Genomic DNA, 23,182 nt, shown 5'->3' on the forward strand with positions numbered 1-23,182 from the left:
CTTACCGTTCGTCGGTTCGGTCGTCGTCAGCGCTGGGGTCTGTGGAGGCGGCGGTTGCCCGACCGAGGCGGGAGCCGTACTGGTATGAGGACATGAGCGCGCGAATCTCTTCGGGAGACCTGCCCTCGTCCACCTCGTCGGTCGGCGTCTGGCTATCCGCGGTGGCACCGCCCCGCAGGCCCGGCGCGAGGTTCTTCTGACGCTGGCGCATCGGCAGGCCGCCCTCCGTGTGGACGGTGGGAGGCACCGGGCGCGGCGACGGCGCGGGGTCGCGGGGCGGCTCATCCTCGTATTCGGCGAGTCGATCCGAGGCCCTGCGCATTGGCCCGCTGACAGTGGTGGCGGGCAATTCGACGGTTGGTGGATTGAGCGTCTGCGGCGGTGCCACCGCGACGGCCGTGGACCGCATCGCGGGCGGGTTCGCCGTGCGCCGGTCGGTGCCGGCCGCGCTGCTCGACGGGGCAGCGGTGGCCTCGGTCGTGGCCACGAGTTCCTCGGGCACGAGAACCACTGCGGTGGTGCCACCGTACGGCGAGGACTTCAGTTGCACCCCGACTCCGTGTTTGCTGGCGAGGCGGCTCACGACGAACAGTCCGAGCTGGTTGTGGTCGGCGAGGTTGAAGTCGCCCTTCGGCTCGGCGATGCTCTCGTTGATGGCGGCGAGATCCTCCTCGGCCATTCCCAGGCCGCGATCCTCGACCTCGATCGCGAAACCCCGAGCCACCAGTTGCCCCCGGACATCCACGGCGGTGTTCTTCGGTGAGAAGGTCAGGGCGTTCTCGACGAGCTCGGCGAGGAGATGGATGATGTCGCCGGCGGCACGGCCGGCGACCGCCACCGAACCGAACGGCATGACGTTCACCCGCGTGTAGTCCTCCACCTCCTGCACGGCGGCGCGTGCGACGTCGATCATGGGGACGTTCTTGCGCCAACCGCGGCCGGGCGTGGAGCCGGACAGCACGATGAGGTTCTCCGCATTGCGCCGCATGCGGGTGGCAAGGTGGTCGACCCGGAAGAGGTCTTCGAGCTCGTCGGCGTTCTCCTGACGGCGCTCCATCTCGTCGAGGAGGGTCACCTGACGGTGGACCAGCACCTGGGTGCGCCGGGCCAGGCTCAGGAAGACCTCGCGTACGCTGCGGCGCAGCTCAGCCTGCTCGACCGCGGTACGGACGGCAGTCTCCTGGACACGGTTGAAGGCCTGCCCCACCTGCCCGATCTCGTCGTTTCCGAAGTCCAGTGGTGGAGCTTCGGTGGCGACGTCGACCCGCTCGCCGCGCTGGAGCCGTTCGACGACCGTGGGAAGCCGTTCGTCGGCGAGTTGATGGGCCGCGTCACGTAGCCGCTGGAGCTGGGCGACAAGGGCACGGGCGGTGGTGACCGAGACGACGATCGACGCGATGACCGCGAGCAGGCCGAGACCTGCGGCCAGGACCAGTCGCAGGACCACGCCGATCGCGACCGGCACCGCCCGTTGGACGACGGCGTCACCGCCGGCGAGCACCATCTCCTGTAGATCGGTCAGCGCGCGGTCGGCCACGCCGCTCCACTCGTCGGCGGTGACGGCCGGCCGGGTGGAGTCTCTGCTGCCGGCGATTCGGTCCTCGACAGCGCGAAGGCTCCGAAACGCCTCCCCGTCGACGACAGCGGCGAAGGCATCGTGGTCGGCCTCGTTGAGCCGAGTGCGGCCCGCGAGGAACCGCTGCGAGATGACCAACTCGGTGAACTGATACTGCTCGGCCGGCGTCATTCGTCCTGCGGCGAGGACGCCGGAGAGGAGTGCGTCTTCTTGGGAGATCAGCTCACGGAGGCGGTACAGCTCGATGAGGTTGCGGGTGTCCTGCTCGATCTCGGGATCATCGAGCGAGCCCACGGCGTCGTAGACCTCGAACAGCGACTCGATGAGCGTGCTGTAGGCGGTGAGAGTGCTGGCGCGGTCGACGGATCGGTCATCGATGGACTCCCGTAGCGCCGGTAGCTCGTCCAACTCGGCGATGGCCTCGTCGACTCGCGCCGTGGCCTCCTTGTCGACCGCCAACCTGCCCAGCCAACTACGGGCGGTCGATCGGAAGTTCGCAGCGTGTCCGTCGACGGCCCGGCGTGCGGCGTCAAGTGCGTCTTTGCGTTCGGTGTCCGGGCCGCCGAGATAGGCCAGAGCGCGGCGTCGCTCGACCTGCAGATCGAGTAGCAGCGGTTCGCTGGGTGCGACGATCCGGCTGTCGACTGTCTGGACTCCGAGCAGGTTGACGCCGTCTCGTAGGGTTACCCAAGCGGCGAATGCCCAGAGGGCGATGAGCGAGGCGAGAAGGGCGATGACCTTCGTGCGCAGATTCGCGCTGCGAGACCGCATTAGACCGTCCCATGCCGAGCAGTGGAATCTTGCCGGCAGAGGCATGCCGAACAAGCCGCCGGTGTAGGCAGACCGACGCACGCTAGCAGTTATCCGACTAACCACTCAAGACCGTTGCCAGTCGCACAGTCTACAGTGGACACAACTCCTACTCTGCCCGTACGGCACGTGTTCAGTGATCGTCGCCGTCGCCCCAGAAGTCGGCCACGCCATAGAAGGATGCCGTGAAGCCGATCTCACGCCGGAGGTAGACGGCCTGTTGCGGGTGTCTGGCCTGCACCGAGTCCAGCAGGGCGTGGCAGCTACGGATCCGCGCGCTGATCTGCCGGCGCACGCTGTCCTCGTCGACTCCCAACATCAGGATGTTCAAGTCACCCGCCGCGAGGTCTCGACGGTAGCTGGCCAGGTCGTTCACGAGCCGTAGGATCCTTTCCACGGCCAGGCTCGCGGTGATCAATTCGTCGAGCTGTTCGCCGCTGTCCACGGCCTGGGTGGCGATCCAGTGGGACACGTTGACCCACGTGGCTCCGTAACCGGCGGCGTTGGCCGCATAGTCGTCGGGGCTGGGGAGATCTGAGGGATCGGCGGCCCGGGCCGACTTCCACTGCCACTCGCGCAGTTCGGCGTCGAGCATGCGACGCAGCTCCCTCTGCCACAGTCCGTGCAGGTCGCGGAACGCCGGACGGGTGGCGAGGTCGGTGCGGATGTCCGCGAGGAATCGCCCGAGGTCGTCGCGGGCAGCCGGCGGGTCTCCTGCGGCGACGGACAGGCAGGCCGCCACGGTCGCGCGGGCCGCTTCGGGGGTCGTGGCGACCGAGTCGATGTGCCAATCCTCGGCGGTCACCCACAGGGAGGCGCGGGTCGCGGTGCGTAGGTCGTCGGCACTGCACCACGGGGCGATGAACGCCGTGGACAGTGCGAGCGCGTTCAGCATCGTCGCGTCGATCGGAGGATCGGGGAACAGGCGGGGATAGGCGGCGACGCAGGCTCGTAGATCACGTTGGCTCGCTGCGGCCACGGAACAGACTCGTCCCTGGTCGGCGGCCTGCGTCAGGGCGGCGGACAGAGCTGGGGAGGTCACACCGGCTCCTAGCGGGCGACGGCGGTTTCACGACGGGCGAGGGTCAGTTCGACGCGCCGTTGCGGCCGCAGCGACGCGGCGACCCTGATTCCGGGCACCGTGGGTTCTGTCAGAGTGAAGCGATACTTGCTGAGGAGCGTCGCCACGATCAGTTGGGCCTCCATCTGGAACAGGTGCTCGCCCAGGCACCGATGGATCCCGAGTCCGAACGGATAGTAGGCGTAGCGGTGTCTGCCTTGAACTCTCTCGGGGGCGAACCGTTCGGGATCGAACGTCGTCGCGTCCGTGCCCCAGAATGCCTCAAGTCGGTGGGTGGCGAGCGGAGAGAGGATCACCGTCGCGCCCTTGCCGATCCGGACCCCACCGAGCGTGTCCGGTCCGGCGGCCCGGCGGGGAACGATCCATCCGGCGGGGAACAGCCGCAGGAGCTCGCTGAGCACCATCTGGGTGTAGGTCAGTTGGGGCAGATGGTCGGCCCGGACCGGCCCGTCACCGACCACGTCGTCGATTTCGGCGTAGAGCCGGCGCGCGACGTGGTCGTGCGTGGCGAGGACGGGCCACAGCCACGTCAGCGCGGCGTAGCTGGTCTCGGTCGTGACGGCGACCATGGAGACCAGGTCGTCGCGCATCTGTCGCTCGGTGAGCGGATGCCCGTCGCGGCGAGCACGGGCCAGGGTCGACAGGACGTCCTCTCCGGCCCCCGAATCGTCCAGTGCCCTGCGCAGGACGGGCAGCAGGATGTCGTCGACCGTCTGCACCCCGCGGAGGAACTGTTTGTCGCCCGGCATGGGCACCCACCACGGCATCGCGGGCGCGAGCAGGCGAGGAGCCATGGCGGTGACGATGGAATCCTGCGCCGCCATGATGCGTAGGGCCTCGTCCACGCTCAGCCGGTCGGCGAAGAACACCCGCATGATCGCTGCACAGACGAGACGGGACAACTCGTCACCGATGTCGACGACCGCGCCCGACGCCGCTGCCTCGTCGAGCCGACCGGTGGCGCCGTCGATCGCCTCGGCCATCGTGTCGACCAACGGGTTGATGCGTGCCGGCCGGAACAGCGGTGCCAGAGTCTTGCGGGAGACCTTCCAGCTCTCGCCTTCGGAGAGGATGCCGTCGCCGACGAGTCGGCGAACCGAGCGCCACAGCGCGGTGTCGTCGCCGCGTAGATAGAGATCCGACCGCTCTTGCAGGACCTGCTGCACGTGGTCCGGGTGAGTGACGAGGTACGGGTTGGAGACCCCGAGTCCGATCCGGACCACTTCGCCGTCGGCCGCATTGGCGACGTCCACCAGAGACTGGTGTGCGTCACGGAGAGCACGTGGCAGGGCCCTCCACACGGGCACCGTCCTTGGCCTTCCGGCTTCCTGAGCCTCGGGTGCTCGCACGGTGGACCCCTTCCGGTGGCTCGGCCTCGTAGTAGCGGATCGCGCAACTTCCAGCCCTCAGGACTGGTTCAGTGTGCTAGTTGTGAGGACGCTCTCGCAATGGGTGATCAGATTCGTCACGTGGCCATGCGCCCGCCGCATCCGGGCAGCGGCCGGCGCGCGAAGCGGCTGCGACTCGACTGGCCGTCCCGCTTGCATCGATGGGTCATGTCGATGTCGTCACGTACGCGGTGGTGTCGACCGCTGCCGGTACTCCTGCGGCGACATGCCGTACCTCGCGCGGAACAGGCGGGCGAACTGCGACCTGTCGCCGAGCCCCCACCGGCTGGCGACGGCATAGATGGGCCGGTCGGCCAGCAGTGGATTTGCCAGGTCGCGTCGGCACTGCTCCAGCCGCCGACGGCGGATCAGCTCGGCGACGCTTGCGTCCTCGCCCTTCCACAGTCGATACAGGGTGCGCAGGGAGATGTGGTGGGCGGCGGCGACGGCACGGGCGTTCAGGTCGGGGTCGGCCAGGTGCTCGTTGATGAACGCGTCGATCTGTGCCCGCACCACCTGCTGACGCGCCTCGACGGGAAGTGCCGCCTCCAGGTCGAGGTGCTGGGCCAGAGTCGCCGACACCAGGTCAAGAGTCATGCTGCCGAGTTGTCCGGCGTCCGATGGCCTGAACCGCTCTGGGTGCTGGGCGACCTGCGTGACGAACTGGGCGAGCAAGGACGCCATGCCCTCGGAGGGCAGACGAGTGGCGAGAAGCCGCTGGACCTTGTCCGGCGGCAGTGGAATGGCCGACTGCGGAATGTTGATCGCGATCGTCTTCGCTGTGGGACGCGGCGGTGGGCGCAACCCTCGCCCGGGCGCGGTCTCCGGCAGGTGGATGCACTCGTAGGGGCGGGAGCTTGAGATGAAGGTGAACTCCGCCGGGCGGACGACAGACTCCCGACGTTCCTGAACGAGCGCGCATCCGCCGATGAGTGGCAGGGCGAGCTGGTAGATCTCAGGGTCGCCACGGCGGATCATGCGGTGCGAACGGTTCATCGTCAGCCCCAGGTAGCGGAACATCGTGATCTGCGGAACTCCCAGGTCGATCGTCCGGGAGAATCCGTCGAAGTTCGCCGAATGCGGGCTGGTGAACTGTGATGGCGAGACTCCCTTGGAGATCAGTTCGGTCCAGATGTCGAACCGGTCGCGCTCAGGGAAGGACGCCAGGTCGAAGGTGTGGGAGGGAAGAATGGTGGTCCGCCTCCTCGCCGATTCGCCTGTCAGCCGGGCGACGGAAAGGGTACCTGGCGCCTTGGGTGGCACGGGACGGTCCGGCCAGTCCCTTCGACCCTTGGGGAGTGCGAGGGCCGGGATCCGATGTGGCCGCTGCGAGGCGTAGGGGCCGGTGGATCGGGGTTGGCAGGATCGGCTCGGACGTCGGTTCGACTGAGGGAGGCGAGCGTGCCGGAGGGCGTACGGGTGGTGGTGCTGGCCGGGGGCGTGGCGGCCACGGGACTGGTGGCGGGGCTGTTCTTCGCGTACGCCTGCTCGGTCATGCCGGGGTTGGCCGCGACCGACGATCGGACGCTGGTCGGCACGATGCGGTCGATCAACCGGAAGATCATCAACGGCTGGTTCGTCTCGGTGTTCCTGGGCGGGCCGGTGCTGGTGGCGGTGGCGGTCGTCGGGTACTTCGGTGACGGCGGGGCGGTGCGGTGGTGGTTGGTCGCCGCGCTGGTCCTGCACCTGGTGACGTTCGGTGTAACGGCGCGGTGCAACGTGCCGCTCAATGATCAGTTGGACGCCGCCGGGTCGGTCGACGGGATCACCGACCTGGCGGCGGCCCGGCGTCGGTTCGAGGTGCCGTGGGTGCGCTGGAACCTGGTCCGGACGGGCAGTTCGGTCGGGGCCTTCGCCTGCCTGATCGGTGCGCTGTTGGCCAGGTGACGGGCTGCGGGAACCGCCCGAGCGGGCCGGGTGGCCAGGTGGGACGCGTGGAAAGCGGCTGACCGGGTACGGACCGGACATGCGGATCGTGGTGGTGGGCGCGAGCGGCAACATGGGTACGGCACTGCTGCGCCGGTTGTGGCGGGAGCGCGGCGTGGAGATCGTCGGGGTGGCGCGGCGGCTGCCGCACGCGGGGGCCGGTGAGCCGTACGCGGGGGTGCGGTGGCACTCGTGCGACATCGGGCGGGCTGGTGCCGCCGACGAGCTGACCGAGGTGTTCGCCGGGGCGGACGCGGTGGTGCACCTGGCCTGGCAGATCCAGCCGAGCCACGATCGGCAGGTGTTGCGGCGTACCAATGTCGGCGGCAGCCGGGCGGTGGTGGACGCGGTGCTGCGGGCGGGCGTGCCGGCGCTGGTGTACGCGTCGTCGGTGGGGGCGTACGCGCCGGGGCCGAAGAACCTGCCGATCAGCGAGCGGTGGCCGGCGACCGGGGTGGCCGCGTCGTCGTACAGCCGGGACAAGGCGGCGGTGGAGGAGATGCTCGACGGGATCGAGCGGACCCATCCAGGGCTGCGGGTGGTCCGGATGCGGCCGGGGCTGGTCTTCCAGCGGGAGGCGGGTACGGAGATCAGCCGCTACTTTCTGGGACCGCTGGTGCCGGTGCGGCTGCTGCGCTTCGGGCGGCTGCCGTTGGTGCCGGCCAACCGCCGGCTGCGGATGCAGGCGGTGCACGCCGACGACGTGGCCGACGCGTACACCCGGGCGATCGTGGGTGACGCGCGCGGTGCCTTCAACGTCGCCGCGGACCCGGTGTTGACGCCGGAGCTGGTGGCCCGGCACTTTCACGGCTGGACGGTGCCGGTGGCCGCCCCGGTGCTGCGGACGGCTGCCGCGCTGACCTGGCGGGCCCGGCTGCAACCGGTCGACGCGGGGTGGGTGGAGCTGGCATTGAACGCGCCGCTGATGTCCAGCGAGCGGGCCGCGACCGAGTTGGGCTGGCGGCCACGGGTGGACGCGGTCACCGCGCTCAAGGAGTTGGTGGCCGGGATGGCCGAGCGTGCCCACACGGCCAGCCCGCCGCTCTCCGCCACGCCCGACCTGCCCGGCCGTCCCGCCGCCCTCCTCAAGGCCCGCCCCGTCGGCCAGGGCAACCCCTACTGACTCAGCGGACGGTGGAGGTGGTGATGGTGGGGGCGGAGCCGGCGCCCTGGTAGAAGATGCCGGGGTGGGTCTGGAAGCCGTGGCTGGGGTTGCGGCGCAGGGTCGAGTTCTCGATGCGCAGGGTGCCGGTGCGGTTGTTGCTGACGAAGAAGATCGCCCCGCCGCCCTCCCTGGCGTCGTTGCCCTCGATCAGGGTGCCGGCGACGCGGACCGAGAACTCGTTGCCGTCGGTGTAGATCGCGCCGCCGCTACCGCCGCCGGGCGTGCCGGAGCGGGCCGGGTTGGCGCCGTTGCCGACGGCCGCGTTGTCCCGCAGCACGCTGTTCAGGATGACCCAGGAGACGCCGATGCTGCTCAGCGCGCCGCCGTTGGCGCAGGAGCCGCCGGTGAAGGTGCTGCCCGTCACGTACACCGGTTGGCCGTCGTGCTGGTCGAGGACGCGGATGGCGGCACCGCCCACGTCGGGGCCGGTGCGGTCGCAGCGGTTGTCGACGAAGTGCGAGTCGACCACCTTGAGCCGGCCGCCGCGTACGAAGATCGCACCCCCGCCGCCACCGTCGGCGCGCTGGCCGGTGGAGTCGCCGTCGGCGAAGGTCAGGTTCTGCACGGTGAGCTGCGGGTGGTCCTGGTTCTGGCAGCGGGCGGTGGTCCAGCCCTGGAGGACGTCGCAGGTGTTCATGTAGAGGATGCGGCGCTTGCCCTGGCCGCTGAGCGTGATCTTGCCGCCGCCGTCCAGCACCACCGTGGGGCCGTTGGCGTTGCGCACCTTCGCGGTCGCCGCCATCTTGATGGTCAGCGGGTCGGGGCCGCAGTCGAAGGTGATGATCCCGCCGGCCGCGACCGCCCGTACCACCGCTGCCGAGGTGCAACTGGCCGGGGTGCCGTCGCCGACGGTGCGGGTCGGGTTCGAGGTGTCGACCGCCCGGGCCACGGCGGGCACGGGTGCCGCGTCGGCCGGGGACGCGCTGGCGCGTACGCCCGGGCTGCCGGACGACCCGGTCGGGTCGGCACCGGCGGCGGCGGTGCTCAGCGCGGCGGGGCTGGACGGGCTGGTCTCGGCGCTCTGGTGTCTGCCGGGAGGTGCCTCGGCGGTCGGCTCGACGGGGTCGCCGCCGGACGCCGGTTGCTGGGCGCTTCGTGGGTCGAGGCGGGGTACGGACAGGCCGCCGCAGCCGGTCAGACCGACGACGACACCGAGCGCGACCACGGGAGCGAGGGATCTGAGACGCACCAGGTGATGCTAGAGGTCCGCGACCGGTCGCGGACCTCTCAGGTGATCGATACGTGGTGCAGGTGCCGACGGCGGCGCAGCCGGACACTGAACACCCCTGCCACGGTCACGGTCAGCAACAGCGTCACCGCCAGCCCGTGCAGGACGCCCCGGGCGAGGTAGCCGTCCTCGGCGTGGTCCACCGCCCAGGTGGCGATCTCGCGACTGGACCAGAACGGGGTGAATTTCGCGCCCGAGCTGGCCGGGTCGAGCAGCATCTGCATCGCCACCACGGTGAGTAGCAACAGGGTGCCCTCCAACTCGCGGGGCAGCAGGGCGCCGATCAACATGCCGAACGGCGCGGCCACCACCACGCAGCAGAGCATCGCCACGGCGATCCCGGCGTACCGCAGGTTGCTCGTGTCCAGGACGGTGAGCAGGAAGAACGGCACCGCGACGGCGAGCCCGAGCAGCCAGAGGCCGAGCATCCGGCCGAGGTAGAGATGGTGTGGCCGGTAGCCGGCGAGCCGGAGCCGGGGTTCCAACTCGCGGGCGGCGCTGGTGGCGAAGAGCGCGGCGGTGCTGACCGCCCAACTGATGCCGAGGAACAACGCCCGGATGGACTGCCCGACGTGCGAGTCCCGCCGGATCATCCAGAAGACCAACGGCATCAACAACAGGAGCAGGAGTACGCCCCGACGACGCGCCAGTTCCCGCAACGTCATCTCGGCGACGGTGACCAGCCGCTTCACGCCCGACCTCCCTGCTCGACGGAGGTCAGGTCCAGCACGATGTCGACCCGGTCCAGTTGGTTGAGCAGGTGCGTCACCACCACGATGGCCTTCCCCTCGTCGCGCAGCCGGGTCAACTGGTCCCAGAGGTTGACGTAGCTGCCCTGGTCGAAGCCCTGGTACGGCTCGTCGAGCAGCAGCACGTCCGGTCGGGCGAGAGTGGACATGGTCAGGTTCAGCTTCTGGCGCGTACCGCCGGACAGGTGCCGGGCGAGCACGGCGCCCTCGGCGTCCCAGCCGAGGTCGCGGGCGGCCTCGCGACCGGCCCGCCGGGCCGGTCCGCGTGCCACGCCCTGACCGGCGCCCACCAGCACGAAGTGTTCGTCGGGGAGCAGGAAGTCGGCGGTGCCGCCCTGCTGGGGGCAGAAGCCGAGGCGGCCGGAGACGGTCACCTCGCCGCTGTCCGGCGAGATCAACCCGGCGCAGATCCGCAGGAAGGTGCTCTTGCCGCAGCCGTTCGCGCCGACCACGGCGGCGATCTGCCCGGCCCGTACGGTCAGCGACGCGTCCCGCAGCACCGTCCGCTTGCCGTACCGCTTGGTGATGCCCTGGGCGGACAGCCGCACCGGGCCGGGACGTGGGCCGGGTGCGGTGCCGATGCTCTCCACGATCGCGGCGGCGTACGCCTGCGGCGGACCGAAGACCTGCCACGGGTCGCCGCCGCCCTCGCGCAGGTGGGTGGCGGCCTCGGCGACCACGTGCCGGGCGGCGTCGGTCGCCACCCGGCGCTGGTGCAACTCGGCCGCGAACGCCCGCAGCCAGTCGTCGGAGTTCACCTCTCGACCCCCTTCGAGACGATCTCGGTCACCGGTGCCACGAACGTCAGCCAGGCGTTACCGCCAGTGTGCAGTGCCGCCCGCCCGTCGTCGGTGAGCTGGTAGTACTTGCGGGCCGGACCCGACCCGCCCGCCCGCCACTGCGCGGTGACCAGACCGGTGCGCTGCAACCGCAGCAGCACCGGATAGAGCGTGCCGCCCTGGATCGGCCCGACGCCCGCGGCGTCGAGCGACTGGGCGAGCTGGTAGCCGTAGGACTCGCCCTCGCGCAGCAGGGCCAGCACGCAGAGGTCGAGCACACCTCGCAGCCACTGCCCACGACGATCCGGATCCACCCGCCGAACACTAGTGGTGCTACCTAGATGGCACAACTACCTAGTTACGCACGGCTCTGCCCCGGGACCATCGGTCCCGAGGCGACAGCAGCTCAGCTCGGCACGACGTCCGAGATCACCACGGTGACGTTGTCCGGCGCGCCGGCCTGGTGGGCCAGCTTCACCAACTGCTCACCGCACTGGTGCCGGTCGGAGTGCAGGCTCAGCGCCGCGCAGATCGCGTCGTCGGTCACGTAGTCGGAGAGCCCGTCACTGCACAGCAGCAGCCGGTCACCGGCCGCCACGAGCACCGAACCCATCGTCGGGGGCGCGTCCGCGCCCTGCACCGCGCGGGTCACCAGCGACCGCTGCGGGTGGTGCCGGGCCTGCTCCGGGGTCAACGTGCCCTGGTCGACCAGCGCCTGCACGAACGTGTCGTCCCGGGTCAACTGCCGCAGCTTGCCCTCCCGCAGCAGGTAGCAGCGCGAGTCACCGACCTGCGCCAGCACCAGCGTGTCGCCCGCGAGCAGGGCGGCCGTGAGCGTGGTGCCCATGCCGTCCCGGGCGGGCTCGGCGGCGATCGCCGCGTGGATGCGTTGGTTGGCGGTGCTCACCACGGCCCGCAGCGCGTCGGCGGCGGCGTTCGGGACGGTGGGCGGGATCAGCTCGTCCAGGATCCGGATGACGATCTCGCTGGCGACCTCACCGGCGGGCAGCCCACCCATGCCGTCGGCCACCGCGACGAGGCGCTCACCGGCGAGCGCGGAGTCCTCGTTGTTGGTGCGGACCAGGCCGATGTCGTTGAGGATGGCCGAGCGGAGGATCAGCGTCATGGGTCAAGCTTGCCAAGAAGACCCTTCCCGCGTCTCTACGCACTACTGCGTAGGGTTGAGGAATGTTGCCGATGTCCATGGTCGGGCGCGCCGACGAGCTGGCTGAGCTGGGCCGGACGTGGTCCACCGTGGCTGGTCGGAGGCGTCGAACACCGGCCGTCGCGGTGATCACCGGGGGTGCGGGCGTCGGCAAGAGCCTGTTGGTCGCCGCCGCACTGGACGAACTCCACCCGCGACCGGCGGTGGTGCTCAGCGGTGCCGCCCGGGTGCACAGTCCGGCGCCGTACGACTGGCTGGCCGCCGCGCTCAGTGGCCGTGATCCCGACCGGCTCGACCTGCCGGTCGACACCGTACCGCCCGACGCGCTGGCCTGGCTCGCCCAACAACCCACCGCACCCCGCGAGCGCTACGCTCCCGGCACGCTGCTGCGTCTCGCCGTACGTGCCGTCCGGGTGCTGGTCGGCACCGGCCCGGCCGTCCTCGTGGTCGAGGACCTGCACGCGCTCGACCCGGCCAGCCTCAACCTGATCGGCGAACTGGCCACCGCCACCGGACTTCCCGCCCTGCTGGTGGTGGCGACCCGACCCGCCGCGCACGCGGTCACCCCGGAACTCGCCGGCCGCACCCTGGCCCGCCTCTGCGGCGTACCCGGGGCGGTACGACAGCACCTCGGGCCGCTGAGCCCGGTCGAGGTGGCCGAGGTGCTGACCCAGGTGTACGCCGGGCACCCGCTGCCCGGTCGACTGGTACGCGGCGTCTGGCGGTCCACCGGCGGCAACCCGTACGCCCTCACCGAGCTGCTCGCCGCGTACGCCGGACAGTCGCCCGAGGCGCTGCTCGGCCCGGCCGACGTCCCGTCCCCGTTCGACGTACGGCCCCGGGCCTCCGGCCGAGGCGTCCCCGTCCGGCCCGCCGAGGCCCGGGACGGGCTGGGAGCGGCGCCGGGCGGGGCGGGGTCGTCGGCCGAGCTGACCGGACGGGAGGTGGAGGTGCTCGACTGCCTGGTCGCCGGGATGTCCAACAAGCAGGTGGCCCGCACGCTGGGCATCTCGGTGCGGACGGTCACCGTGCACGTGTCCAACCTGCTGCGCAAGACCGGCTCCGCCTCGCGGACCGAGGTGGCGCTCTGGGCGGTACGCCGACGGCTTGCCGAGCCGACTCCCGCCGACCGCTGAGGGGGTGTAAGGAAGGGCCCCCTGCTAACGCCTCGTGCATAGCAGGGGTCCCCTCCTTACCGCCGGGGGTAGCGCAGGAGCAGGCTGGCGGCCACCTCCTCGTCGCCCACGGCGGCGTAGAGGTGCGGTACGTCGGACGTCCAGCGCAGGTGGCCACCGGCGGCGGCGGTCAGCGGCGCGTCGACCGGGCCGGCGCGCAGCACCCCGGCGAAGACGGTCACGTGCTCGGTCACCCCGGGTTGGTGCGCGGGGGAGAGCTGGCCGGGGCCGGGCACCACCCGCATCCGGTACAGCTCGTACGTGGCGTCCGAGTCGTCGAAGACCTCCAGCAGCGTCGCGCTGACCGCCGCGCCGCGTACGGTCGGCCCGGCCGACGGCCCGGAGAGCACTGCGGTCAGCGGTACGCCGAGTTGCGCGGTGATCGCGTACAGCGTCTCCAGGGTGGGGTTGCGGACACCGTTCTCCAGCCCGGAGAGCGTCGCCTTCCCCACCCCGGCCAGCCGGGACAACGCGGAGAGCGAGATCCCGCGCGCCTCGCGGAGGGCGCGGACCCGGTGACCGATCGCGACGGTGTCCGTATCTGGTGGTGGCTGCGACACCCCGCTATGGTGCTACACGCCGCTGTTCCGTAAACGGAACGGTCGGGAAGGGGTGGGACCATGGCGGGACGGACACAGCCGATCCTCGCGGGAGTGGTGACCGCGTTGGTCGGGTTCGCCAGCTCGTTCACGGTGGTGCTGGCCGGGCTGCGGGCGGCCGGCGCGAGCGAGGCACAGGCCGCCTCCGGGCTGCTCGTCCTCTGCGTCGCCTCCGGGCTCTGCGCCGCCTGGCTCGGCCTACGGCACCGGATGCCGTTGAGTATCGCCTGGTCCACACCGGGCGCGGCGCTGCTCATCGCGACCGGCCCGATCCCCGGCGGTTGGCCGGCCGCCGTCGGCGCGTTCCTCGTCTCGGGCCTGCTCATCGTCGCCGCCGGCCTGTTCCCGGTCCTCGGTCGTGCCGTCGCCGCCATCCCCAAACCCATCGCCGGGGCCATGCTCGCCGGGGTGTTGCTGCCGCTCTGCACCGCACCGGTACGCGCCCTCGTCGACGTGCCGCACCTCGCCGCTCCGGTGCTGATCTCCTGGCTGGTGCTGCACCGCTTCGCCCGGCGCTGGGCGGTCCCCGGGGCGTTGGTGGTCGCGGCCGGCGCGATCGCGCTGACCACCACCGGCGGCGGCACCGGCGGACTGCGCCCGGTGTTCGCGCTGACCGCACCGGCATGGAGCCTGTCGGCGCTGATCGGCGTGGCGCTACCGCTGTTCCTGGTGACCATGGCCGCGCAGAACGTGCCGGGCACCGCCGTCCTGGTCGGCTACGGCTACCGGCCCCCGCTCGGCTCGGCGCTGCGGACCACCGGGCTGGCCAGCATGGCCGTGGCGCCCGCCGGTGGTCACGCGGTCAACCTGGCGGCGATCACCGCCGCGCTGGCCGCCGGGCCGGACGCCCATCCCGATCCGGACCGCCGCTGGATCGCCTCGGTGACCGCCGGCATCGGGCTGGCGGTGCTCGGCCTGGGCGCCGGTGCGGTCACCACGCTCGTCGGCTGGGCGCCACCCGTACTGATCGAGGCGGTCGCCGGACTGGCCCTGCTCGGCGCGCTGGCGACCGCCCTGACCGCAGCGCTGGCCGATCCCACGGCGCGGGAGGCCGCCGTGGTGACCCTGGTGGTCACCGCCTCCGGGGTGTCGCTGGTCGGCATCGGGGGCGCCTTCTGGGGCCTGGTGGCCGGCTGGTTGATGCTGCTGCTCTTCCGCGCCCGCCGCGCCACACCGGCTCCGTCGGCCCCGGCCACCGGACCCGTCACGTCCGGTTCCACCGGGGAGCCCGCCGGGTCTGCCCCGGCCGTGTCGCTCGGGTCCACTGCGCCCGTGTCGCCTGGGTCTGCTCCGGCCGTGTCGACTGCGTCTACTCCGACTGCGTCTACTCCGACTGCGTCGCCCGGGTCCGCTCCGACCGGATAGGCCGCGCTGACTGCGAAGTCCAACCCGGCTGCTGTTCTCGGCCCGACCCGGTAGTCGTGAGCCGAGGCGACGGCGGGGTCAGTCCTCCGGGGGGAGATCGGCGGCGAGGACGTCGAGCCGGACCTCTCCGTCGACGACGGCGTTGATCTGGTCGGCGAGCACGTAGACGGCGCCGGTGGGGACCAGTTCGGTGGAGACCTTCAGGTAGCCGGTGCGCAGCAGGCGGGCGGCAAGGTCCGCCGGCACGTCGGGTTCCTCGGTGGCGGCGGACTCGATCAGCTCGTCCAGGCTGCTGCCGGGATCGGCGGTGGGGGCCTGCACGGTCACGGCGTTCGGGTCACCGCGCTGGACGAGGTCCACCGTGCCGACGTCGAGGCCGGCGGCGTCCACCACCCGCATGCCGGTGGTGACCCGCGAAACGGTGGCCTGTTGATCGATGCCCTGCTGCTCCATACCCCGCGCGGTTCCCGCCCCCCACTCCCCCTAAACCCCTCCCACCCCACTCCCACCCATCCCCCTCCCGCCCCGTTGATCAAGAAGTTCGGGTCGCGTTCGCGGTGGTAACAGGGCGAAAACCTCTTGATCAACGCGGGCCGGGAGGGGCAGCGGGGGCGGCGGGAGCGGCGGGGGCGGCGGGCCGGGAGGGGGGTGGGTGCGGCGGGGTGGGGGTCAGTGGGGGGTGGTCCAGGGGGATGGGGGGCGGGGGGAGAGTTCGCGCCAGGTGTCGGGGCCCTGGAGCAGCGCGCGTACCGTCTCCTCGGCGTCGTCGACGGTGTCGTACTCGTAGAACCGGGATGCGCCCTCGGCCCCGCCGGCACGCTGTTCCACGTACCAGCGATCGGCGTCCGCCCGGAGGAAGACGTCCCGTCGGGCCAGCCGCCCCCATTTCCCGTTCCACCAGTGCTTTCGCTGCTCCATGGCCGGACTCTATCGAACATGTGTTCGACATGAAGCGGCCCCTGCGGGATTCCCACAGGGGCCGATGTGCGGGTGCCGGGTTCAGCGCCCGCTGGGCGGTTCCTCCCGGCGACCGAGTACGTCGTCCAGGGCGCCGCGCTGCTGAGCCGGGGTGGTCCGGCCGGAGGCGACCAGGGCGTCCCGGATCTCGGTGAGCAGCTTGACCTCCTCGCTCGGTGCCGAGGGCGGCGGCTCCTCGCCCCGCTTGCGGCGCTCGGCCAGCTTGTTCATCGGGAAGACGACCAGGAAGTACAGCGCCGCTGCGGTGAGCAGGAACGTGATCAGCGCGTTGACGAAGGCGACCCAGTCGAACGGGATGCCCCGAAAATCTGGCGCCGAGCCCTCGATGCCCTTGTCGCTTCCCGTGATCAGCACCACGAAGACGCGGATCAGTGGTTCCAGGAACGACTTGGTGAGCTGCGTGACCACGCCGGTGAACGCGGCGCCGATGACGACGCCGACCGCGAGGTCGACGACGTTGCCGCGCATGATGAAGTCCTTGAAGCCCTTGAGCATCCGTACTCCTGAGGTGTCCGGTTTTTCGTCGAGGACAACCTATGCCTTGGGTGCGGACTCCAGGAAAGCGCCGGCCTCCCGCGCCGCCAGCTCCGGGTCGCCGGCCCGGATGGCGGCCACCAGACGGGCGTGGTCGACGTGCCGGTCCGGTGTCAGGGCGTCACCCATGGCCTGCGCGACGGTGCTGCGCAGGGCGGTCGCGACCGAGGCGTAGAGCTCGGCGAGCATGCCGTTGTGCGCCGCCGCGACGACGGCGGTGTGCAGCGCGACGTCGGCCTCCACGAACGCGGGGACCTCGCCGCCGCGCCAGGCCGCCTCGCGGGCCGCCAGCGCGGCGTCGAGGGCGGCCAGATCCTCGGCGGTACGTCGGCGTGCGGCGAGCCGGGCGGCCTCCACCTCGAAGGCGCGGCGTACCTCGATCACCTCGGTCATCCGGTCGTCGGTGAGGCGGCGGGCCACCACGGGTGCCAGTTCGTCGGTGGTGAGCACGTACGTCCCGGAGCCCTGCCGACACTCCAGCACCCCGGCGTGGGCCAGGGCCCGGACGGCCTCGCGGACGGTGTTGCGTCCCACGCCGAGATCCTCGACGAGTTGCGGCTCGGTCGGGATGCGACTGCCCACCGGCCACTCGCCGGCCAGGATCCGCCGCCGCAGTCGGGCGATGGTCTCGTTCGTCCGTCGGCCCCGAGGTGGGACGGCGGAATCAATCGCTGGTGGCACTGGTTACAGCCACTCGCCGAGATTCATCCCATGATTGTAGGTTCGAGGTCATGACTCCGCCAGCCGCCGGCACCCCCGCCACCTCTGCCCCGACCGCCGGCGCCGCACCCGCCCCGGGCGGTGCCGACACGATCGGGTCCGCCGGGAGCGGAAACCCCCCGAGCGGGCACGGACCGTCGGGTACGTCGGAGCGGACGCGTACCGGATGGCTGCTGTTGGTCGGGATGCTGCTGGTGGCGGTGAACCTGCGGGCCGCGATGACCAGCCTCGGCGCGCTGCTCGACGAGGTACGCGTCGGGTTGGCGCTCTCCGGCACGATGGCGGGCGTCGTCACGACCCTGCCGGCGGTGGCGTTCGCCGGGCTGGGTGCGACCACACCGTGGCTGGTCCGCCGGCTCTCCGCGCCGCGACTGCTGGTGCTGGCGATGATCGCGCTCACCCTCGGGCAGGTGCTCCGGGTGCTGACCGGGTCCGCCGTGGTGTTCCTGGCCACCAGCGCGCTCGCGCTGGCCGGTATCGCGGTGGCGAACATCCTGCTGCCGATGCTGGTCAAGCAGTACTTCCCGCACCGGACCGGCCTGGTCACCGGGGTGTACATGATGACGTTGACGGTGGGGGCGACGGCGGCGGCCGCCGCTGCGGTGCCGGTGGCGCACGCCTTCGGCTCGTGGCGCGCCGGTCTCGGCGTCTGGGCGGCGCTCGCGGCGGTGGCCGTACTCCCGTGGTTGCCGGCGGCGCTACGGACCGGTGGGGCCGCGCGGCGGGCGGGTCTGCGCGGCGGTCGGGCGCGTGCCCGGATCAGTCCCGCGCGCACCCGGCTCGGCTGGGCGATGGCGCTCTACTTCGGCGCGCAGTCGCTGAGCGCGTACGCGATCATGGGCTGGCTGGCCGTGCTGTTCCGGGACGCCGGTTTCCGGCCGCAGGACGCCGGGCTGCTGCTGGCCGGGGTGACCGCGCTCGGGGTGCCGATCGCGCTAACGATGCCGACGCTGGCCGGCCGGCTGAGTGACCTGCGGCTGCTGGTGCTGGGGTTGACCGCCGCCTCCAGCGTGGCCTATCTGGGGCTGGCGTTCGCGCCGCGCGGCGGGGCGGTGCTCTGGGTGGTGCTGCTGGCGCTGGGGCAGGGCGCCTTCCCGCTCATCCTGGCCACCATCGGGCTGCGGGCCCGGACGGCCGACGGGACGGTCGCGTTGTCCGCCTTCACGCAGAGCGTCGGATATCTCATCGCCGCGCTCGGGCCGCTGCTGGTCGGGATCCTGCACGAGTCCACCGGCGGCTGGACCGCGCCTCTCGGCTTCCTGCTGGTCGCACTCGCCGTGCAGACCGGGGCCGGAATCGTCATCGCTCGCCCCCGATACATCGAGGACGAGCGAGGCCCGGCCGTGACCGGTGGGTAGCGCGGTCAGGTCAGGAGGAGGTCGGGGTGGGTTCTCCCGCGACCGCCTGGTCGACCGTCGGATAGGTGTGCAGAACCTCCACGAGGCCACTCACCTCGAGGATGCGCAGCACGCCTCGTTGCGGCGCAGCCAGCCGGACCACTCCGCCGGCCTCGTCGGAGCTGTTCTTCGCGCGGACGAACACCGACAGACCGGTGGAGTCGCAGAACGAGACCTCCGACAGGTCGAACACGAGGCGGCTGCGCCCCTTGTCGAGCAGGTCGGTGATCTGGTCCTGCAGTTGTGGTGCGGTGGCCATGTCCAGTTCACCTGCGACCGACACCACGACCACGTCACCGCGTTGCTCCGTGTGCACCGTCAGGGACATATGCCAGACCTCCTGTTTATCGGAGGAACGGTATCCCACGCGGGGCCCGGTACGCAGAACGGGAGCACGATGAGGTGTCGACCGTCATTCCCTTGCTTTGCGACAAGTAGTTTGTGGGTCCACGGTGATAGAGTCCGGCCGGTCCAGGTCTAGGGGGGGTAGTGCGATGGCGTTGAGCGCTGACGAGAGTGGCCGTTTGGCCGACCTGCTCACCAGTCAGGCCGGACAGATCGTCCAACGGTGGACCGAGGTTCTCGCCGCACAACTTCGGGGCCGACTCAGCCAGGCCGAACTGGTCCGGCATGTGCAGGAACTGCACCGGGCACTGGTGGACGTGCTCGGCAAGGGCGTGGGCGACCTCGCCGCCGAGGAGGCGACCGAGCTGCGGGCCGTGCTCGCCGAGGTCTCCCGTGGGCAGGCCCGGCAGGGCTTCACCGCCACCGAGACCGCAAGCGGCGTGTTCGCCCTCAAGGAGGCCCTGCTGGCGGTCATGGAGACCACGCAGGGCGACGGCACCCTGCGCGACTACGTCGCCTTCTCGGCGCTGGTCGACCAGATGGGCCTGTTCACCTTCGAGACCTTCGTCCGCACCCGCGAGAGCCTGATCGCCGACCAGGCGGAGCAGTTGCTGGAGCTGTCCACCCCGGTGGTCAAGCTCTGGGAGGGCGTGGTGGCGGTGCCGCTGGTCGGCACGCTCGACTCGGCACGCGCCCAGGTGGTGATGGAACGGCTGCTGCAGACCCTGGTCGACACCGGCTCGCCGTACGCGATCATCGACATCACCGGCGTACCGGCGGTGGACACCCAGGTCGCCCAGCACATCCTGAAGACCGTGGTGGCGGCCCGCCTGATGGGTGCCGACTGCATCATCTCCGGCATCCGGCCGCAGATCGCCCAGACCATCGTCGCCCTCGGCATCGAGTTCGGCGACATCGCCACCAAGGCGAGCCTCGCCGACGCGCTGCGGCACGTGCTGCGGCTCACCGGCGTCGAGGCGAACCGACGTCATCCTCGTCGGGAGGTGTGATGGAGCGGGTGCCGATCCTCAAGATCGGCGACATCCTGCTGGTCTCCATCCAGTTGGACATGTCCGATCAGACGGCCGTGGCCCTCCAGGAGGACCTGGCCGAGCGGATCGTCGCCACCGGCTGCCACGGCGTGATCATCGACATCACCGCGCTGGACATCGTCGACTCCTTCGTCGGCCGGATGCTCTCCACCATCGCCTCCATCTCCCGGGTGCTCGACGCCGAGACGGTGGTGGTCGGGATGCGCCCGGCGGTCGCCATCACCCTGGTCGAGCTGGGTCTGTCGCTCAACGGCATCCGGACCGCCCTGAACGTCGAGCGCGGGATGGAACTGATCGCGGCCGACCGCGCCTACGACGACCACGACGACGACTTCCACGACGACGGGCCGGACCCCGAGCCGACGGCGTCGTCATGACCAGCGGCGTCGACCTGGGGCGTCCCCAGGCTCAGACGGTCGGCAGCGACGAGGACGTGGTACGCGTCCGGCAACTGGTGCGTACCGTGGCGGTGGCGGTCAAGCTGTCACTGGTCGACCAGACCAAGGTGGTCACCGCGGCCAGCGAGTTGGCCCGGAACACCCTGGTGTACGGCGGTGGCGGCACGGTCGAGGTGTCCGCCGCCGACAACGGTCGCCGGTCCGGCATCACGATCGTCTTCGCGGACGACGGTCCGGGCATCGCCGACCTGGACCTCGCGTTGACCGACGGCTACACCACCGGTGGCGGCCTCGGTCTCGGCCTCAGCGGCGCCCGGCGGCTGGTGGACGAGTTCGACATACAGACCGCGCCGGGACAGGGCACCCGGATCACGATCACCAAGTGGTCCCGGTGACCGCCGCGCCGGTCTCCGACCGGGGCATCTGGTACCGCGTGGAGAACGGCAGCGCCGGAAGTGCGGTGCGGCGGGCGGCCGAGCGCCTGGGGGACCAACTGGCGCTGTCCGAGGGCCGGATCGCCGACCTGGCCATCGTCGCCGCCGAGTTGACCAGCAATCTGATCAAGCACGCCGACGACGGCGTACTGCTGCTCCGGCCGGTACGCCGCGAACTGGACGCCGGTGTCGAGCTGATCGCCCTGGACTCCGGCCCGGGCATGGCCGACCTGGCCCGCTCCGCGCGGGACGGGCACTCCACCACCGGCACCCTGGGCATCGGTCTCGGCGCGATAGTGCGGCAGGCGAGTTGGTTCGACGCGTACTCCTGGCCCGGTCGGGGCACCGTCATCGCGGTGCGCGTCTTCGACGGCGTGGACACCGACCATTCCTGGGTCGGCGGGCTGACCCGGCCGCTGACCGGTGAGACGGTCAGCGGGGACGGTTGTACCTGGCGGATCGTCGGCGATCGCCGACAGGTGCTGGTCACCGATGGTCTCGGGCACGGCCCGCTGGCCGCGGCGGCCACCGACGCCGCGCTCGCCGCGTTCCGCGCCGCCCCGGCCGCCGCCCCGGCCGAGGTGGTCGCCCACCTGCACCGGTCGCTGTCGCACACCCGTGGCGCCGCGCTCGCGGTCGCCGAGCCGGATCCGGCGGGCGCTGTGCTGCGGTACGCCGGGCTGGGCAACATCGCCGGCGTAATCATCGACGCGGAGAGCCGGCGGCGTGGCCTGGTCTCGCTGCCCGGCATCGCCGGGCACCAGCGGCCCGCGATCCGGCAGTACGACTACCCGTTCGGCCCGGACAGCCTGCTGGTGATGCACTCCGACGGGGTGGTGGACCGCTGGCGGATCGAGGACTATCCCGGCCTCGTCGCGCGGTCGCCGCTGGTGACGGCCGCCACCCTGTTGCGCGACGCCGGGACCCGACGTGACGACGCCGGGGTTCTGGTGGCGAGGTCCTGGTCATGAGCACCGCCGCGCTGATGCAGATGGCGCTGCGGGTCGAACAGGACATCTTCGTGGTCCGCCAGCGGGGCCGTGAGGTGGCCGACGCGCTCGGTCTGGAGCACCAGGACCAGGTCCGGATCGCCACCGCGATCAGTGAGGTCGCCCGGGATCTGCTGCGGGCCGTCGGCGGGGCGGACGTGGTCTTCGCCGTCACCGGCACCGACGACGGCCGCCACCACCTGCGTGTCGACCTCGTCCCGGTGGCTCCGCTGCCGGACGGCCGCTATCAGCCCGAGTCCAGCGCGGTGGCGCGTCTGGTGGACACACTCGGCATCGTTGCCGAGAAGCAAGTTACGGTCGTGAGGATGTCGCGACGGATCCCGGCCACCGCACAGGCGCTCACCTCCGAGCGTCTCGCCGAGTTGCGCGCCGAACTCGCGCAGAGCGCGCCGGGCACCGCCGAGGAGGAACTCGCCACCCAGAATTCGCAGCTCATCGCCGCCCTCGACGAGGTGCGCACCCAGCGCGACGAGTTGGCCCGGCTCAACGAGGAACTGGAACAGACCAACCGTGGCGTGATGGCGCTGTACCACCAGCTCACCGACGAGCTGGAGGCGACGAACACGGGCGTGGTGGCGCTCTACGCGGAGTTGGACGAGAAGTCGGCGCAGTTGCGTGCCGCGAGCGAGTCGAAGACACGGTTCCTGGCGAACGTCAGCCACGAGCTACGCGCCCCGGTCACCGCGATCATCGGGCTGGCCCGGTTGTTGGGTGACTCCGCCTCCGACCCGCTCACCAGCGAACAGGAGCGCCAGGTGGGCCTGATCCGTGGCTCCGCCTCGGATCTGCTGTCCCTCGTCAACGAACTGCTCGACCTGGCCAAGGCGGAGTCCGGCCGGATCGAGCCGGCCATCGTGGACGTGGACCTCAAGGCCCTCTTCGGGCAACTGCGGGGCACCCTGCGGGCGCTGCCCACCGCCGGTGACGTGACGCTGGTGGTGGAGGAACCACCGGCGCCCGCCACGGTGCGGACCGACGAGGTGCTGCTCGCCCAAGTGCTGCGCAACCTGCTGCACAACGGGTTGAAGTTCACCTCCGAGGGCGAGGTACGGCTGCGCGCCGAGCGGCACGACGACGGCTGGCGACTGTCCGTCTCGGACACCGGGCCGGGTATCCCCGCAGAGCTGCACGAGCGGGTGTTCGAGGAGTTCTACCAGGCGCCCGGCCCGACCCGGACCGGCGGCACCGGCCTCGGCCTGCCGTACGCCCGACGGTTGGTGACCCTGCTCGGCGGCACCCTCGACCTGGCCAGCGAGCCCGGCCGGGGCAGCACCTTCACGGTGTCGCTGCCGGCGGACGGAGCCTGAC

25 protein-coding genes are annotated in these 23,182 nt (G+C 71.3%); 10 read left to right on the forward strand and 15 right to left on the reverse strand.

The features are described from left to right. Window position 1 precedes the first annotated feature (1 nt). From ACIBMZ_RS08865 to ACIBMZ_RS08880, 4 genes are all read right to left on the reverse strand, one after another. Window positions 2-2,347 (reverse strand): nitrate- and nitrite sensing domain-containing protein, encoded by a 2,346-nt coding sequence (locus ACIBMZ_RS08865; RefSeq protein WP_396692016.1) that lies wholly within the window; start codon window positions 2,345-2,347, stop codon window positions 2-4. Window positions 2,348-2,519: 172 nt separating this feature from the next. Then, entirely contained in the window at window positions 2,520-3,428 is a 909-nt protein-coding gene (locus ACIBMZ_RS08870; protein WP_396692017.1) for a terpene synthase family protein, read from the reverse strand. An 8-nt stretch (window positions 3,429-3,436) separates the two neighbouring features. After that, window positions 3,437-4,774: a cytochrome P450 gene (locus tag ACIBMZ_RS08875; protein WP_396692708.1), complete on the reverse strand. Its 1,338-nt coding sequence runs from the start codon at window positions 4,772-4,774 to the stop codon at window positions 3,437-3,439. A 261-nt stretch (window positions 4,775-5,035) separates the two neighbouring features. Then, on the reverse strand, window positions 5,036-6,118 hold the full coding sequence (locus ACIBMZ_RS08880) for a helix-turn-helix domain-containing protein (RefSeq protein WP_396692018.1): 1,083 nt from the start codon (window positions 6,116-6,118) through the stop codon (window positions 5,036-5,038). Between the two features lie 138 nt (window positions 6,119-6,256). Here ACIBMZ_RS08880 and ACIBMZ_RS08885 point away from each other — a divergent pair, with 138 nt between their 5' ends. Then, window positions 6,257-6,742: a DUF1772 domain-containing protein gene (locus ACIBMZ_RS08885; RefSeq protein ID WP_396692019.1), complete on the forward strand. Its 486-nt coding sequence runs from the start codon at window positions 6,257-6,259 to the stop codon at window positions 6,740-6,742. A 79-nt stretch (window positions 6,743-6,821) separates the two neighbouring features. Then, entirely contained in the window at window positions 6,822-7,904 is a 1,083-nt protein-coding gene (locus ACIBMZ_RS08890; RefSeq protein WP_396692020.1) for an NAD-dependent epimerase/dehydratase family protein, read from the forward strand. Window position 7,905: 1 nt separating this feature from the next. Here the strand turns inward: ACIBMZ_RS08890 and ACIBMZ_RS08895 are convergent, their stop codons facing one another. From ACIBMZ_RS08895 to ACIBMZ_RS08915, 5 genes are all read right to left on the reverse strand, one after another. Further along, on the reverse strand, window positions 7,906-9,084 hold the full coding sequence (locus ACIBMZ_RS08895) for a hypothetical protein (RefSeq protein WP_396692710.1): 1,179 nt from the start codon (window positions 9,082-9,084) through the stop codon (window positions 7,906-7,908). A gap of 89 nt (window positions 9,085-9,173) precedes the next feature. Further along, a complete protein-coding gene (locus tag ACIBMZ_RS08900) occupies window positions 9,174-9,866 on the reverse strand; it encodes an ABC transporter permease (protein ID WP_396692021.1) in 693 nt (230 codons plus the stop codon). After that, a complete protein-coding gene (locus ACIBMZ_RS08905) occupies window positions 9,863-10,681 on the reverse strand; it encodes an ATP-binding cassette domain-containing protein (RefSeq protein WP_396692022.1) in 819 nt (272 codons plus the stop codon). Before ACIBMZ_RS08905 ends, ACIBMZ_RS08900 begins: the two co-directional genes overlap by 4 nt. Then, window positions 10,678-11,016, reverse strand: coding sequence for a PadR family transcriptional regulator (locus ACIBMZ_RS08910; protein ID WP_396692023.1), 339 nt, complete (start codon window positions 11,014-11,016; stop codon window positions 10,678-10,680). The genes ACIBMZ_RS08905 and ACIBMZ_RS08910 overlap by 4 nt, the downstream gene beginning before the upstream one ends. A gap of 92 nt (window positions 11,017-11,108) precedes the next feature. Then, on the reverse strand, window positions 11,109-11,828 hold the full coding sequence (locus tag ACIBMZ_RS08915; protein WP_396692024.1) for a PP2C family protein-serine/threonine phosphatase: 720 nt from the start codon (window positions 11,826-11,828) through the stop codon (window positions 11,109-11,111). Between the two features lie 62 nt (window positions 11,829-11,890). Here ACIBMZ_RS08915 and ACIBMZ_RS08920 point away from each other — a divergent pair, with 62 nt between their 5' ends. After that, window positions 11,891-13,003 (forward strand): LuxR C-terminal-related transcriptional regulator, encoded by a 1,113-nt coding sequence (locus tag ACIBMZ_RS08920; protein WP_396692025.1) that lies wholly within the window; start codon window positions 11,891-11,893, stop codon window positions 13,001-13,003. Between the two features lie 56 nt (window positions 13,004-13,059). Here the strand turns inward: ACIBMZ_RS08920 and ACIBMZ_RS08925 are convergent, their stop codons facing one another. Continuing rightward, a complete protein-coding gene (locus ACIBMZ_RS08925) occupies window positions 13,060-13,602 on the reverse strand; it encodes a helix-turn-helix domain-containing protein (protein WP_396692026.1) in 543 nt (180 codons plus the stop codon). 60 nt (window positions 13,603-13,662) lie between these two features. Between ACIBMZ_RS08925 and ACIBMZ_RS08930 the strand changes: the two genes are divergently transcribed. Then, on the forward strand, window positions 13,663-15,006 hold the full coding sequence (locus ACIBMZ_RS08930) for a benzoate/H(+) symporter BenE family transporter (RefSeq protein ID WP_396692027.1): 1,344 nt from the start codon (window positions 13,663-13,665) through the stop codon (window positions 15,004-15,006). A gap of 78 nt (window positions 15,007-15,084) precedes the next feature. Here ACIBMZ_RS08930 and ACIBMZ_RS08935 read toward each other — a convergent pair whose 3' ends face one another. The 4 genes from ACIBMZ_RS08935 to ACIBMZ_RS08950 form a co-directional block, all read right to left on the reverse strand. Beyond that, the gene (locus ACIBMZ_RS08935; protein WP_396692028.1) at window positions 15,085-15,459 is read right to left on the reverse strand and encodes a hypothetical protein; all 375 of its coding nucleotides are present in this window, start codon (window positions 15,457-15,459) and stop codon (window positions 15,085-15,087) included. A 216-nt stretch (window positions 15,460-15,675) separates the two neighbouring features. Then, window positions 15,676-15,924 carry a hypothetical protein gene (locus ACIBMZ_RS08940; RefSeq protein ID WP_396692029.1) on the reverse strand — a complete coding sequence of 83 codons (249 nt, stop codon included), beginning with the start codon at window positions 15,922-15,924 and terminating at the stop codon, window positions 15,676-15,678. A gap of 81 nt (window positions 15,925-16,005) precedes the next feature. Continuing rightward, window positions 16,006-16,479: a large conductance mechanosensitive channel protein MscL gene (gene mscL / locus ACIBMZ_RS08945; RefSeq protein ID WP_396692030.1), complete on the reverse strand. Its 474-nt coding sequence runs from the start codon at window positions 16,477-16,479 to the stop codon at window positions 16,006-16,008. Between the two features lie 39 nt (window positions 16,480-16,518). Then, window positions 16,519-17,199 carry a FadR/GntR family transcriptional regulator gene (locus ACIBMZ_RS08950; RefSeq protein ID WP_396692031.1) on the reverse strand — a complete coding sequence of 227 codons (681 nt, stop codon included), beginning with the start codon at window positions 17,197-17,199 and terminating at the stop codon, window positions 16,519-16,521. Between the two features lie 50 nt (window positions 17,200-17,249). Between ACIBMZ_RS08950 and ACIBMZ_RS08955 the strand changes: the two genes are divergently transcribed. Then, window positions 17,250-18,596, forward strand: a complete 1,347-nt coding sequence (locus ACIBMZ_RS08955; protein WP_396692032.1) for an MFS transporter — start codon at window positions 17,250-17,252, stop codon at window positions 18,594-18,596. Window positions 18,597-18,606: 10 nt separating this feature from the next. Here the strand turns inward: ACIBMZ_RS08955 and ACIBMZ_RS08960 are convergent, their stop codons facing one another. After that, entirely contained in the window at window positions 18,607-18,963 is a 357-nt protein-coding gene (locus ACIBMZ_RS08960) for an STAS domain-containing protein (RefSeq protein ID WP_396692033.1), read from the reverse strand. A gap of 166 nt (window positions 18,964-19,129) precedes the next feature. Here ACIBMZ_RS08960 and ACIBMZ_RS08965 point away from each other — a divergent pair, with 166 nt between their 5' ends. Genes ACIBMZ_RS08965 through ACIBMZ_RS08985 form a run of 5 tightly spaced genes read left to right on the forward strand, consistent with a single transcriptional unit; the run spans window position 19,130 to window position 23,181 of the window. Next, window positions 19,130-19,990 (forward strand): STAS domain-containing protein, encoded by an 861-nt coding sequence (locus ACIBMZ_RS08965; protein WP_396692034.1) that lies wholly within the window; start codon window positions 19,130-19,132, stop codon window positions 19,988-19,990. After that, the gene (locus ACIBMZ_RS08970; protein ID WP_396692035.1) at window positions 19,990-20,409 is read left to right on the forward strand and encodes an STAS domain-containing protein; all 420 of its coding nucleotides are present in this window, start codon (window positions 19,990-19,992) and stop codon (window positions 20,407-20,409) included. Before ACIBMZ_RS08965 ends, ACIBMZ_RS08970 begins: the two co-directional genes overlap by 1 nt. Then, a complete protein-coding gene (locus tag ACIBMZ_RS08975; protein WP_396692036.1) occupies window positions 20,406-20,825 on the forward strand; it encodes an ATP-binding protein in 420 nt (139 codons plus the stop codon). Before ACIBMZ_RS08970 ends, ACIBMZ_RS08975 begins: the two co-directional genes overlap by 4 nt. Then, a complete protein-coding gene (locus ACIBMZ_RS08980) occupies window positions 20,813-21,835 on the forward strand; it encodes a SpoIIE family protein phosphatase (RefSeq protein ID WP_396692037.1) in 1,023 nt (340 codons plus the stop codon). The genes ACIBMZ_RS08975 and ACIBMZ_RS08980 overlap by 13 nt, the downstream gene beginning before the upstream one ends. Beyond that, window positions 21,832-23,181 carry an ATP-binding protein gene (locus ACIBMZ_RS08985; RefSeq protein WP_396692038.1) on the forward strand — a complete coding sequence of 450 codons (1,350 nt, stop codon included), beginning with the start codon at window positions 21,832-21,834 and terminating at the stop codon, window positions 23,179-23,181. Before ACIBMZ_RS08980 ends, ACIBMZ_RS08985 begins: the two co-directional genes overlap by 4 nt. Window position 23,182: the final 1 nt, after the last annotated feature.

Source organism: Micromonospora sp. NPDC049900 (assembly GCF_044461025.1).
GTDB lineage: Bacteria > Actinomycetota > Actinomycetes > Mycobacteriales > Micromonosporaceae > Micromonospora.